Genomic DNA, 12,371 nt, shown 5'->3' with positions numbered 1-12,371 from the left:
ACTTTCTTTTAAAATGTTTAGAAAACTTCTTATTGTTACTGCTTTATTATGTGTATCCTTAGCTTCCCAAGCTTCTGTGAAATGGGTACATTCTTTTGAGACTGGTTTAAAGTTAGCGCAAGCTCAGAATAAGCTTGTGATTGTAGATTTCTACGCAGATTGGTGTGGGCCTTGCAAATTGATGGATAGAGAGGTGTGGTCTGACGAAAAGGTGGAAGCTGTGAGTGCTAATTTTATTGCAATTAAAGTTGATATTGATAGAAGTGCTACTGTAGCCTCAAGATATTCTGTCAAGGCGATTCCAGAAATATTGATCTTAAATGCCTGGGGGGAAAAACTTCATAATACAACAGGTTATAGAACTGTTGGCCAGATGGAAAGTTTGTTGAAGTCTTACCCAAATGATGTAACGAACATAAACGTAGCCCTAACATCTTATTTCGATAATGAAAAAAGTCTTTCAGCTATAGAGAGTGTAGGTTCTGCATATGCTGAAAAAATAAGTACTTTAAAAAGTACGGGACAACGCTCTTTTTTAACTCAAAGTAACCAGTTCTTCTCGAAAGGGATGAAGATTGCAAAAAAAGCAAAAGATGAAGATAAAATGAATCATTTTGCGCTTCTAAAAATTTACAATAAGTTACTGATAGGGCAGTGTAAATCAGTTATAAAATCTGTGGGGAAACTTAAAAATCTTAGTGGTGAAAATGAGCATTTTGCTAATTATCTTTTAGCAAGGGCTTGTTGGAATACAGGTGATAAATCTTCTTCAGAGTTATACGCTAAAAAGGTTGAAGCATATGAAGGTCAATCAGAGTTGAAAGATAAATTGAAGCAAGATCTCTTACAATAGTTATATGTGAGAGCATTGCAAATGAAAAAGGCAACACAGAAATGTGTTGCCTTTTTTTATAGCGAACCCTAGGAGTTTTTCTTCTTTCTGTTTTTTCTTCTTTTTCTCTTTTTAATTTTTTTGTCTTCAGTTGTCTCTTCTTCTATCAGAGATTCAAGATCTTCACTCATCTCTGGTCCAAACATTCTTTTTGAAGCATGAGCTATATTAAAGTAAAGGTTTATACAATCGTCAGAATCTTCTTCCATTTTAAGACCTAAGATATCATGAAAATAACCTTGTTCATCTCTACCTGATCCCATATAACAAATACCACTTTGGAAAGCTAGTTTGATTATCCATTGTCCGTCAGCAGGAGACATTACGAAAATAGAGTTTTCATATGATGTTCCATTTCCTGTTGAAAGGTAGCTAGTAACAATTTTGTCAAAACGGTCAAAGTAAATGGATGCACTATCAGCTTGGTTTAATTTTTTGAATGCATAACTTTTTTCTCGGTTTGCAAGAATATTGAATGGATTACTTAATAGAATTTGCTCACAAGTCTTAATTGCCTCTTTATATTTACCTGCTTCATTTAAACTCCAAACTTCTCTTTCTGGCATAATATCTTGATAGGGCCAATAGTTTTCGTTATCAGTGTATCCAATTTGCATGGCTATCATTTCATAATTAGTCAAAGTTGAATCACCTTTTAAAAATCGATTGAAAAGAGAGGTGAAATTAATGGATGATGAATCAACCTTAGACTCTTTAAGAATATTTTGATAATCACGATGATAATCAAAATCAATATAATCTTGAGCCTTTACATAGTTTATGAATGAAGTAAGAAGAAATACTAAAACTAAAAATCTCATATGAAAAAGTGTTGAGGTTATAATGAATTGAAAAAATAATATACCTATCACAAGATAATAATTTAACTATTAACAATGATTCTAAGCAATAGTCTTATTTATGGATAAATAGAAATCTAATTCTTCTGCCCCTCCAAGTATGGAAATTTAAGGGTAAAAGTCGTTTGCTTATTCATTTCACTTTCTACTTGAATATCTCCATGGTGGATATCTACAAATTCTTTGACCACCGATAAACCTACTCCTGTTCCTTTGATATGGTCTGTGTTATTGGCTCTGAAAAACGGTTGAAAAAGGTTTGGAATATCGGACTCAGAAATACCAATGCCATAGTCTGTTACTTTGAATACTAATTGATCCTCATCATACATTATTTCTGAGATAGGGTTTTGCTTTCCTTTTGAGTATTTCAAAGCATTTGAGATGAGATTAGATACCACATTTTCCATGAGTTTTTCATCCATCAAAACGGGTTTGGGTTCACCTTCTATTTTCAATTCTACTTGCTGTCCATTGGTTTGAATAAGTTTATATTGACCAATAATTTTTTCCACAAGTTCTGGAAAGTCAATGACCGATGGCGAGAACTTGATTTTATTTGCTTCAATTTTATTAAGTGTGAGTAGGTTATCCATCAAGTTGATCAACTGCTCTAAAGCTTGGTAGATTTGATTGGTATTTTTGTCAATATTTAGATTTTGAATAGCCAGTTTTCGTACCCTTATTCGGATAAGATCAACAGAGGTTTGAATGACTGAAAGCGGTGTTCGAAATTGGTGAGTGACCATTGAAAGAAACTTAGATTTCAGCTCGTTAAGTTCTTTTTGTTCTTTAATTGTTTTCTCGTAACTCCTTTCGTGAATTACTCTAGAAGTGACATCTTGGACGACACATTCATAGCCGATCAGTTTATTCTCATGAATGTGTTTATAGATTCGAATATTTAAAAAAAGTTGTTGACCATTTTTACCTTTTACCTCAACTTCACTTTTGAAATTTAATCCACCAAAAACGAATTTTTCAATTAAAATATCATCAAAAGAATGAAGCTCGTCTTGTTCGTAGCCAAGAATATGTTTGACAGAAGGGCTAAGGTAAGTAAACCTTCTATTTTGGTCTAATGTGGCTAAAAAGACATTGTCTTGAATAGACTCTACGAGGTCTTGGTATTTCTGTGTGCTCTCTTTTAAGCTTTGGTTTTGTACAGATATTTTTTTCCGATGATCTTCTAGGCTTGAACGAAATGCAGAAGTTGTAAATCCAATAAATGGTGTTGCTGCAATCATTAATACAATTCGATGTTTTTCTTTGAGTTCTAAAGCAATGAAATTTATCGATTGATAATCAATGTAGTCTAAAGTAAGAAATACAGTAACTAAAATATAAAGTGCTGCTACAATTGGGTAGCGTTTAGGTTTTACAACTTGTGAGAAAACTACCACCGAGTTGAAAAACATCATGGGAGAAATACCCGTGGGGCCACCTTCCGTAAACCAAGTATAAATTGCGAAGCTTAAGGTATTAAGTGGAAGTAGAATAAAGGGAACAACAAATTTTCCTTTGTATCGGGCTAGATAAGTTATATAGGCATAACTGATTGGTAGCCAAATTTTGTATAAAGTGTCAAGAGAAAAAGTAAAGAATGGGATTTCAACCAACATATAGGAAGAGCACCCCATAGCAGCCCCAAAACAAATGATGATAAGGAGTTTTTGTTCTATGGTATAAATATTCTTGGGGTCAATAAGCTTAGTCCAAAAGTTGACTTTATCTTCAGCTGGCCTTTTTTCCATTAAATAAATTTAAAAAGTAATGGATTTTCAAATTGTAGAAATAAGGCTAAAACTTACATCTGAAAGTAATAGTAAAAAGCTCATTCGATTCGCCATTTAAAGCAAAGAATGAGCTTTTATGGTATTATGATGTATTACTTCATTTCAGGAAAATGATATGAACAATTATCAATAGAATTCCTTTCACATTGTCTGAGATGAACATGTCATTATTCTTGTCCGATCTCAGATAGGAAATCATAGACGATTTGATAAACCAATTCTTCCGTGAGTTTATCGTCAATGAGATTGATAATTGAGCTTGCAATTTTTTCTGCGCTTGCATTGGGATCAATAGCTTCAATCAATGCTGATAGGAGCGTGGATATTTCTGATTCAAAATGATCAAGATTTATATCAACCCAATTTGCGATAAAGCCTATAAAAGTATTTCCATCTTTTTGTTGAAGCGTTTCAAGTATAGTGTAGAAAGTTTGTGTCAATTGTTCATGACTAAAGAATTGATTGATAACGATAACTGCCAATTCATTAGCCACAACTTCAGCCCCTTTAGAACTAATAACTGGTTTTGCAGTCACTAAGGATGCATTGATGATAGATTCTATCTGTTCATAATTAGGAGCTAGACCTAAACTTGGAAATGTAGTATTGACTTGGTTGACGATTACTGTGATTTTAGCTGTTGCTTCTTTGGCTAAATCACTCATATTTCTGAGAGGAGTTTCATCAATTTTCTGAGTAATTGGTAGGAATACCTTCGTAAAGTTTTCTTCATTTATCCATTTTTCTTCAATAAAAGAAACTACAGGAACTGTAACTTGTAGAAGTTGATTTGAGTCTAGCTCTTGGAATTTTATCCATAAAGGATATAACTGATTATATAGCTTTGTGGAATCAATGGTATTTAGAATTACTTCAGTGGTTTTATCTGCAAGGGTGTCACTTGGGAAGTCATCGATTCTTTCCATGAGCGGAAGAAGTTTCTGAGTAAGGCTATCTTCGTCTATTGTGTTATCCACTTTTTGAATTACTCTTACAGCTATTTGTTCGGAAATGTGTTCAATATCGAAGCTTCTGTCATTGTCTTTTGGAGGTGTAGAGCTTTGTTCGTTTTCATCCTCACAACTGAAAAGTACAAATAGTACAGACAGTAAGGCGAGCTTGCTGTATAACTTGTTCATAAATTAGGTTAATTAAATTAGTAAAATTAGGTATGGGGCAATTAGGTTTAATACCCACTAAAAGCAAATATAAGTTCTAGCCTCTAAACAAGCTGTGGTGTAAATCATTTAGCTCGTTAAGATTTAATAATAGATTTATGAGTTTATCGAATGAAAAACTCCAAATCAAATGAATGACTTGGAGCTTGATTTTTTTCAAAACTGAGATGTATTTATTCCTTTCTAGCAACGTAGAATCCGTAGCTATAATATGCTTTGAACTTACGGTATAGTTCAATCTCACTTTTATAATTTTCTACGACATTCTGAGCCGTTTCAGAATGTTTATGTTCAGTTAAAAAGCTATCAAATTTATCTTCTAAGAGTTTATAGTAATTCTTAATCCAGCTATCTTCCTCTAAGTAAAAGTATCCTACAAGGTTATAACCATTCTCTTCTAGAATTTTGATTTTATTCGAAGCTATATCAATTTCGGGGTATGCCTCATTCCAAAATTCATCTACTTCTTTAGGTCTATTCGAGGTGATCCATGTAATCTCACTGACAGCAAGGTAACCTTGAGGTTTTAAGTATTCTTTCCACTTTTTTATACCCTTTTCAAAGCCCATATTATAAATAGCTCCTTCAGACCAAATGATATCTATTGACTCTTTCTCAAAAGGGAGGTCATCCATAGATTTTTCAAGTGTAGTAATTTTCTCTTGAAGTCCCAGTCTTTGTGCATTTTTATTTAGCTCATCTAAAAACTGAGGGAATAAGTCTACGGCGGTTATTTGAGCATCTATATTTTGTGCTAATGTAATGCTTTGTCCACCTGAGCCACAACCGATGTCGGCAACGACCAAGTCTTTATTTCCTGAGATAGGAATAAAGTCTAGGGCTTTTAAAGTATCGTTTTCACTGCCAGGGCCTTGACGGTCTGTATTTTTATGTAGGTCTATCAGTAAATCTAATTCAGTCATTTTATGCTATTTTTTAGAGGGTGAATTTCGTAGTTAAGTAATCACTTTTATAGGGGGATTACCAAAATATGAAGGTTAAAGTTTCCTCTTGGAATTTGAGTATTCGTTCAAATACAGACTGCACACTTTGTTATTTGAGAATATTTGGAAAAATAGATCAGTATTTAAATTTATTTAAGTGCTTACATAAATTCTATCATTAACTTGTAGCTGTTAACTATTGTAAAAGGAGGTAGTAATTTTTTTAGAGAAATGAATATGGTTAATCAGAAAGAAGAGAAGCTTATTCTCAAAATAATGGAAGAAGAGATTGTTCCAGCCGAAGGATGTACAGAACCAATTGCCATAGCGTATGCAGCTGCTCAAGCGGTACAGTTTTTAGGCAAGAGTCCAGAAAAATTAGTTATTAAAGTATCTGGGAATATTCTCAAAAATGCCAAAAGTGTAGTAGTACCGAATAGTGGTGGAAAAGTCGGGATAAAAGTGGCTGGAGCTATGGGGGCACTTTTTGGAAATGCCGCAGCTGATTTGATGGTGATCAGCAATGTGACCACAGAGAATATGAAAGAAGTTACGTCTTTCCTTTCTGCCGAAAGTGTTTCGCTCCAAGTTGCAGAAAATAATATGTCACTCTATATTCTTATTGAGGCAAAAGCTGAAAATGAAAGTGTCAGTGTTGAGATAAAACATACGCATACCAACATCACAAAAGTCATTAAGAACGGGGAAGTGATTATTGACAGGCCATGCAATGACGATGATTTCAACTCTTCTTTGATTGATCGAAGTATTCTGAGTATCGACAAAATATACTCGCTTGCAAAGAATTTAGACATTGAGAAAATTGCTCCGATTTTCGAAAAAGTATTTCAGTACAATTCAAAGATTGCAGGAGAAGGATTGACAGCTAAATATGGAGTAAATATTGGTGCTGCCATTCAAAAAAATATAGAAAAAGGATTGTACGGCGATGATCAAAGAAACCGATCGGCAAGTTTTACGGCAGCAGGAAGTGATGCAAGAATGGGAGGAAGTGCGATGCCCGTAATGACAACAAGTGGTAGTGGAAATCAAGGGATGGCAGCCTCATTGCCAATCATCAAATATTGTGTTGATCAAGGTTTAGGAAAAGAGGCAATGTATAGAGCATTGTTTGTTTCTCATCTTTCAACAGTACATATTAAAACAAATGTAGGGAGACTTTCAGCTTACTGTGGCGTAATGACGGCTTCGGCTGCTGTAAGTGGAGCATTGACATTTTTGGAAGGAGGAACCGTTGAAAATGTGAAGCATGCTATTACCAATACTTTAGGAAATGTGTCGGGAGTAATTTGTGATGGCGCAAAGGCTTCTTGTGCAACTAAAATTGCATCAGGAGTTTATGCGGCTTTTGATGGGGCAATGCTAGCTCAAATGGGAAGTGTATTGCAAGGAGAGGATGGAATTATCAGTAACAGCGTGGAAAACACGATCAAGAATGTAGGAACTTTGGCTCAAGTAGGGATGAAAAGTACCGATAAAACGATTCTTGATATCATGATGGAAAACTAATTGATTTCACGGTTTATTTTCTAGCGGAAGTAAACCGTGAACACTACTTTGATTACATTTTACGAAGTAGTTTACGATCAAAGGACCACATTCCTCCCCCTCTAAAGATCAAGAAAAGGCTTCCAGTAAACATTGCCCAATCTGTTCTACTGTCATGGAGCATTTTCCAAATTCCATCATTTTCAAGAATAGGAAGCTTTGTTGTAATGATGGCAATACTCATAATAGTGAATGTGATCAAACTAGAGAATCTAGTAAATAGACCAAATAGAATAAACCCGCCAGCCAAAACTTCAAATCCACCCACCAAAGAACCTAGAAACTCAGGAGAAGGTAAGCCAATTTTTTCAAACCTTCCAGCTCCACGAATTGAGGGGTACAAGAACTTTTGAATTCCTTCAGAGAAAAAGACAAGTCCTACCATTAAACGAATGATGATGGTCGTTTTTGAATCATCTGTGAAAAGAAGCTGTTTGAATGTCATAGTTTCAATTGATTAAGATAGCTAAGAAATGTCCATCAAAATTAGCTTATCAGCTTTTGCAAGAATGGTACTTTTGAAAATACTATGGTAAATATTGAAACTTCTATAAACTTATTATTGAATATTCTCTTCGCAATAACAGACTTCTATAGAATCTCCATGAGAGTTATTTTTATCTGATGAAGGATAGACGTATGCGCTTAAATCTTCAGCATTTTTTGAAATAGAATCTCCAACCACAGCGTGTTTATTTAGTCCTTTGTTATTGAACGTTCTTCGGTATTTGAATACTTGAAGAACACTGCCATCTGAAAGTTCGATATAGGTCTTCTTTCTGAATTTTTCCCTTTTTTCATACTTCTTGGTTACGGTACCATGAAAGGAGCTAGAATAGCACTTTTTTATGCTATTTGAATCATTTTTGAATTTATACCCTGTCAAGAAGAAAAACAGGAAAACCAAAAAGATCGGGAGGTAAACTCCAATGATAAGAAACTGAAATTCATTTTTACCTTTCATGATAATATGGACTTAGGTTATAATTTGATTAGGGTAGTTTGAGATACCCTATCGTGAATTCCATTTGAAGAAATCAAGAATGAAACAAAGTTCATGGGTATAAACCTAAGGGCTGTACGCATCAAGACTTGATAGAACTTAGGTTTAGATTTGCTCTTGGCATCCACAATTTTAGTTTTGGTCACCATTTTTCCGATCGTTTGTCCAACTGTAGACTCTAGCGTGATAAAGTAGATAAAGTACAATACAAAAAGTATGTATTTAATCTGCTCAAACTCAAAACGGTCTTTCAGAAAGAAAAACGTGACTGCTGCTATTAGAAAGAAAAATGATGAATCAATAATAAAATTGGTATACCTCACTCGCTTTTTCATACTACTCTATTACCCTTCGTTATTTGTTAGTTTTTGTTTTTAAGAGTTACACTCTTTTCATTTACCTACATATAGACTGATTTTTAAGAGAAATTGATTTATATATTAGGAGTTATTATTGACAAAGGCCGATTTATAGTATTTTTTAAGAGTTTTTTGTGAAGAATCATGCTTAAAAAGATATTCTTCGCTTGTTTTCGACTGTAATTTCAGAACCTTCTGCGAGCATGACTGAGGTCGGTTCTAAGTCATTTAGAATGCTAAATTCATTTCCGTATAAAGCACCAAAGTCTACATCAATTTGATATTCTTGAATAGGATAGCATTTCCATTTTGGATGAGTTACTTCATATTCGTTACTGAAAGATTCAGATGCTTTTGCGTAGCCCCAGTAGTGTTCTGTAATAAATTCGGTTTCACTTCCTTCAGAAATCTCAACAGATTCAAGGGCTGTTTTTAATTTGAAAGAGTTCCATTTGGTTTTATGTTTCCAATGGTATTCGATCTGCCTGTTTTCGTCTTTTTCAGCCCAAAGATGCCTCATTGGCATTGTCTCATATTTTTCTTTGTAGAGTGTATTCGCAACGAAAGTAATGGCGGGTTTAGGTACAATCTCTTTGATAAATACAACACCTCTTTTGTAAGAATTGCCTTCTTTCCTTTTCACATAGAATCTTAAGTTTACTTCTTCAAAGTTGACATGAAAAGGGATTTTTAAACCTAAAACTCTCGTGTTGACAAACATAAAACCAACAAGGCTCACATAACATTTACCTTCCCAAGTATCAATCTCAGTGCCTACAGGAACGTACTTTTGAAGTATTTCTTTGTCAATGACATAGTTTGCAAAGGCGAGCTTTCGCCATTCAGCTTTTAGGAAACTCATTTCTTTCGTTTTTTAAGCTATAAAATTTATGATTTATGTTTTAACCCTAATGAATCTAGAAATGAGCGGAAAAGAATTAGTTCGTCTGAAGAAAACATTTTTTTATCAAGGAAGGTAGCAATTATGTGATCTTGATAGAGTAAAATATAATTCTTGTCTTCACTTATTTGAATAAATCTCTCCCAATTGATGACAGATTCAAATGTGTCACCTTTCATATCTATCGATTGGTTAGTAAGGGTATATTGAATTTCTTCCTGAAAAATCTTATTCGTATAAAATGTTCTTCTTATCTGTTTTATTGTCATTGAAGAGAGTAGCACAATGGCTAATAAAGTAATGACAAGAGAACTTACTAAATGTTCGAGTTCAGAAAGATTGTTCAAGGTGTTACTACTTACTAACAGTATAAGAAAAAACATAGCGAAAGGAGTAACTAAGAAGATTGGTTTATTTAAAGTCTTTCTCAAAATCAAGTTTCTATAATCAGCATAATTCAGTTTTCCTTTAAACTCGATGTTGAGTTCGTGGTTAAATTCACTTTTTACTGTAGTTGATTCATTTCTTGTTAAGAGTCGAATACCATGAATAATACCTGCTACTGATAGAAGTATGAAAAAAGCTACAACTAAACAGATACCTATAATTTGAAAAGTTGACAGATTCAACTCAGTAAAAAGGGCAGAGTTTTTATAAAAAACATAAAAAGAATAGATTAAAGCTAAAATTGTAAATAGACTAAAAAGGGTAAGACAGAGGCCAAAAAACTTTTTCATAAGTGGACTTATAGTAAATGAAGAATTTTATTTAGTTTATTATTTCACAATAATGAGAGCAAAAGTCTAATTCTCCAAATGAGTTTAATAGAATAGAAGGGGGGGATTAAAAAAAGAACCTTCCTAAAAGTTAGGAAGGCTCAGTGTCCATCTATTTTTCATCTATTTTTAGCTTTTAATTTCTATCTGCAGCATTCGTTTTTTTTCGGTTGATGTTTTTGCTAGCTGCATTTTGTTTTCTTTGGATTACTGCTTTTTCTCTTGCAGTAACAACACCATCAGCTTTTGCAGCTTTTTTGGTTCTCTGAATATTTCTTTGTTGTTTTTTCAGTTGTCGAGTTTCTTTTTTAGTGAGCTCTCCACTAGCCACACCTTCTGCGATTCGGGCAGTTTGGTTAGCCTGTCTTTTTACGGTTGATTGCGCTTGAGCTGTAAATCCGATTAATGTCAGAAATGAAAAGACAGCAATAGTTTTCTTAATAGTATTTTTCATCATCAAAAATAGTCTAGTTATACCTTTTGTGCTCTTTGAGATTCTTACTTCCGACTAAGGTAGAGTAGCAATTGAGAATCTGTTTTTTGAGCTTATCTAATTCGGTAAAGGGGACTGGTGAAAAAGTGTACTGCTTTTTTTGAAAAAAAATGTAATATTTTTTCAGTAGAGAGTTTTAGGGTATAAAAAAACCTCTTCAGTAGTGATACCAAAGAGGTTTGTATAAGAAAAGTAAAGGCTGCTTATACAGTCATTACTTCTACTTCTTTTTTAGCATAAAGATCGTCAATAACTTTAACGAACTTGTTTGTCAACTCTTGTACTTCGTCTTCAGCACCTTTTACAGCATCTTCAGAAGCACCTTCTTTCAACAATTTCTTCAAGTTCGAGTTCGCGTCTTTACGTACGTTTCTTACTGAAATTTTACCGTTTTCAGTTTCTTCTTTCACCTTTTTCATCAAGTCTCTACGACGCTCTTCTGTTAATGGAGGAACGCTAAGGATGATTTGCTCACCATCGTTTTGAGGATTGATACCTAGGTCAGAATCACGGATCGCTTTGTCGATGATAGCTACCATTGGCTTTTCCCAAGGCTTAACTATAATCGTACGAGCGTCTGGAGTGTTCACTGAAGCAACGTTTCCAATCGGAGAAGGTGTACCGTAGTAATCTACTGTGATACCGTCCAACATTGCAGGAGAAGCTTTTCCTGCTCTGATTTTAACCAATTCACTTTTTGTGTGTGAAATGGCTTTTTCCATGCTTTCTTCAGCGTCTGACAAATATAATTGAATTTCTTCTTCCATTATTTCTAAAAGGTTGAAAATAAAAATCTAGTATCTAAAATATACTGGTGTGATCTTGAATCGCCCAAATGTACAATGATTCTAAGAATTAAGAAACTAAAGTACCAACGCCTTCACCTTTGATAAGGTTATTTAGGTTGTCAGGCTTGTTCATGTCAAAAATAACGATTGGAAGCTTGTTTTCACGACAAAGAGTAAAGGCGGTCAAGTCCATAACCTTGAAACGTTTTGCCAATACTTCGTCAAAGCTAATCTTGTCAATTTTCTCTGCTGTAGGATCCTTCTCTGGATCGGCAGTATAAATACCGTCTACACGAGTACCTTTCAATACTACGTCGGCATCAATTTCAATTGCTCTTAAACTAGCCGCAGAGTCGGTAGTGAAATATGGGTTACCAGTACCCGCACCAAAAATAACAATACGCCCTTTTTCAAGGTGTCTGACAGCTCTACGACGGATGTAAGGTTCACAAACTTGGTCTACTGAGATACCTGACATCAAACGAGTGTACATGCCGTTTTTCTCTAAGGCACTTTGCAAGGCCATCCCGTTGATCAATGTTGCCAACATTCCCATGTGGTCTCCTTGTACTCTGTCAATACCAGAGCTTTCGGCTTGGATACCTCTGAAAATGTTACCACCACCAATTACAATTGCTATCTCCAATCCCTGATCTACAGCTTTCTTAATCTCCGTTGCATATTGTTGTAATCTGCTCGGGTCGATACCGAATTGCTGCTCGCCCATTAAAGCTTCTCCGCTTAACTTTAGAAGGATTCTTTTGTATTTCATCTGGTTCACTATTGAAGTTTCGCAAATATAAGAAGAAATG

Annotated in this window: 14 protein-coding genes; 2 read left to right on the top strand and 12 right to left on the bottom strand. The window is 34.4% G+C overall.

The genetic code is table 11. The annotated features are described in order from the left end of the window. Positions 1-13 precede the first annotated feature (13 nt). Complete coding sequence (locus BC781_RS04655; RefSeq protein WP_109616057.1) at positions 14-853, top strand: thioredoxin family protein; 840 nt, start codon at positions 14-16, stop codon at positions 851-853. Between the two features lie 68 nt (positions 854-921). On the opposite strand, the gene BC781_RS04650 is transcribed toward BC781_RS04655, so the two are convergent. The 4 genes from BC781_RS04650 to BC781_RS04635 form a co-directional block, all read right to left on the bottom strand. Then, on the bottom strand, positions 922-1,713 hold the full coding sequence (locus BC781_RS04650) for a DUF4919 domain-containing protein (protein WP_109616056.1): 792 nt from the start codon (positions 1,711-1,713) through the stop codon (positions 922-924). 116 nt (positions 1,714-1,829) lie between these two features. Then, on the bottom strand, positions 1,830-3,506 hold the full coding sequence (locus BC781_RS04645; RefSeq protein ID WP_109616055.1) for a PAS domain-containing sensor histidine kinase: 1,677 nt from the start codon (positions 3,504-3,506) through the stop codon (positions 1,830-1,832). Positions 3,507-3,715: 209 nt separating this feature from the next. Further along, entirely contained in the window at positions 3,716-4,687 is a 972-nt protein-coding gene (locus tag BC781_RS04640; RefSeq protein WP_109616054.1) for a hypothetical protein, read from the bottom strand. A gap of 212 nt (positions 4,688-4,899) precedes the next feature. Next, positions 4,900-5,649 (bottom strand): class I SAM-dependent methyltransferase, encoded by a 750-nt coding sequence (locus BC781_RS04635; RefSeq protein WP_109616053.1) that lies wholly within the window; start codon positions 5,647-5,649, stop codon positions 4,900-4,902. A gap of 258 nt (positions 5,650-5,907) precedes the next feature. Between BC781_RS04635 and BC781_RS04630 the strand changes: the two genes are divergently transcribed. Beyond that, complete coding sequence (locus BC781_RS04630; RefSeq protein ID WP_109616589.1) at positions 5,908-7,200, top strand: L-cysteine desulfidase family protein; 1,293 nt, start codon at positions 5,908-5,910, stop codon at positions 7,198-7,200. Between the two features lie 52 nt (positions 7,201-7,252). On the opposite strand, the gene BC781_RS04625 is transcribed toward BC781_RS04630, so the two are convergent. From BC781_RS04625 to pyrH, 8 genes are all read right to left on the bottom strand, one after another. After that, a complete protein-coding gene (locus BC781_RS04625) occupies positions 7,253-7,684 on the bottom strand; it encodes a DoxX family protein (RefSeq protein WP_211323665.1) in 432 nt (143 codons plus the stop codon). Between the two features lie 114 nt (positions 7,685-7,798). Continuing rightward, entirely contained in the window at positions 7,799-8,203 is a 405-nt protein-coding gene (locus BC781_RS04620; RefSeq protein WP_109616052.1) for a hypothetical protein, read from the bottom strand. A gap of 17 nt (positions 8,204-8,220) precedes the next feature. After that, positions 8,221-8,577 (bottom strand): RDD family protein, encoded by a 357-nt coding sequence (locus BC781_RS04615; protein WP_109616051.1) that lies wholly within the window; start codon positions 8,575-8,577, stop codon positions 8,221-8,223. A 172-nt stretch (positions 8,578-8,749) separates the two neighbouring features. After that, positions 8,750-9,463, bottom strand: a complete 714-nt coding sequence (locus BC781_RS04610; protein WP_109616050.1) for a YqjF family protein — start codon at positions 9,461-9,463, stop codon at positions 8,750-8,752. A gap of 26 nt (positions 9,464-9,489) precedes the next feature. Continuing rightward, positions 9,490-10,239, bottom strand: coding sequence for a YcxB family protein (locus tag BC781_RS04605; protein WP_109616049.1), 750 nt, complete (start codon positions 10,237-10,239; stop codon positions 9,490-9,492). 175 nt (positions 10,240-10,414) lie between these two features. Beyond that, positions 10,415-10,735, bottom strand: a complete 321-nt coding sequence (locus tag BC781_RS04600) for a hypothetical protein (protein ID WP_245935576.1) — start codon at positions 10,733-10,735, stop codon at positions 10,415-10,417. A gap of 239 nt (positions 10,736-10,974) precedes the next feature. Then, entirely contained in the window at positions 10,975-11,538 is a 564-nt protein-coding gene (gene frr / locus BC781_RS04595; RefSeq protein ID WP_109616048.1) for a ribosome recycling factor, read from the bottom strand. An 88-nt stretch (positions 11,539-11,626) separates the two neighbouring features. Continuing rightward, positions 11,627-12,331 (bottom strand): UMP kinase, encoded by a 705-nt coding sequence (gene pyrH / locus BC781_RS04590; RefSeq protein ID WP_109616047.1) that lies wholly within the window; start codon positions 12,329-12,331, stop codon positions 11,627-11,629. Positions 12,332-12,371: the final 40 nt, after the last annotated feature.

The organism is Sediminitomix flava, assembly GCF_003149185.1.
Lineage (GTDB): Bacteria > Bacteroidota > Bacteroidia > Cytophagales > Flammeovirgaceae > Sediminitomix > Sediminitomix flava.
The sequence above is the reverse complement of the archived record's forward strand: the minus strand, read 5'-3'. Positions and strand labels throughout refer to the sequence as shown.

What these genes read in the sequence shown, in the direction of transcription:
- BC781_RS04605 (WP_109616049.1), bottom strand. Translation starts at nt 10,239, where the DNA reads ATGAAAAAGTTTTTTGGCCTCTGTCTTACCCTTTTTAGTCTATTTACA.
- BC781_RS04625 (WP_211323665.1), bottom strand. Translation starts at nt 7,684, where the DNA reads ATGACATTCAAACAGCTTCTTTTCACAGATGATTCAAAAACGACCATC.
- BC781_RS04610 (WP_109616050.1), bottom strand. Translation starts at nt 9,463, where the DNA reads ATGAGTTTCCTAAAAGCTGAATGGCGAAAGCTCGCCTTTGCAAACTAT.
- BC781_RS04620 (WP_109616052.1), bottom strand. Translation starts at nt 8,203, where the DNA reads ATGAAAGGTAAAAATGAATTTCAGTTTCTTATCATTGGAGTTTACCTC.
- BC781_RS04655 (WP_109616057.1), top strand. Translation starts at nt 14, where the DNA reads ATGTTTAGAAAACTTCTTATTGTTACTGCTTTATTATGTGTATCCTTA.
- BC781_RS04645 (WP_109616055.1), bottom strand. Translation starts at nt 3,506, where the DNA reads ATGGAAAAAAGGCCAGCTGAAGATAAAGTCAACTTTTGGACTAAGCTT.
- BC781_RS04630 (WP_109616589.1), top strand. Translation starts at nt 5,908, where the DNA reads ATGGTTAATCAGAAAGAAGAGAAGCTTATTCTCAAAATAATGGAAGAA.
- BC781_RS04650 (WP_109616056.1), bottom strand. Translation starts at nt 1,713, where the DNA reads ATGAGATTTTTAGTTTTAGTATTTCTTCTTACTTCATTCATAAACTAT.
- pyrH (WP_109616047.1), bottom strand. Translation starts at nt 12,331, where the DNA reads ATGAAATACAAAAGAATCCTTCTAAAGTTAAGCGGAGAAGCTTTAATG.
- BC781_RS04600 (WP_245935576.1), bottom strand. Translation starts at nt 10,735, where the DNA reads ATGATGAAAAATACTATTAAGAAAACTATTGCTGTCTTTTCATTTCTG.
- BC781_RS04615 (WP_109616051.1), bottom strand. Translation starts at nt 8,577, where the DNA reads ATGAAAAAGCGAGTGAGGTATACCAATTTTATTATTGATTCATCATTT.
- BC781_RS04635 (WP_109616053.1), bottom strand. Translation starts at nt 5,649, where the DNA reads ATGACTGAATTAGATTTACTGATAGACCTACATAAAAATACAGACCGT.
- BC781_RS04640 (WP_109616054.1), bottom strand. Translation starts at nt 4,687, where the DNA reads ATGAACAAGTTATACAGCAAGCTCGCCTTACTGTCTGTACTATTTGTA.
- frr (WP_109616048.1), bottom strand. Translation starts at nt 11,538, where the DNA reads ATGGAAGAAGAAATTCAATTATATTTGTCAGACGCTGAAGAAAGCATG.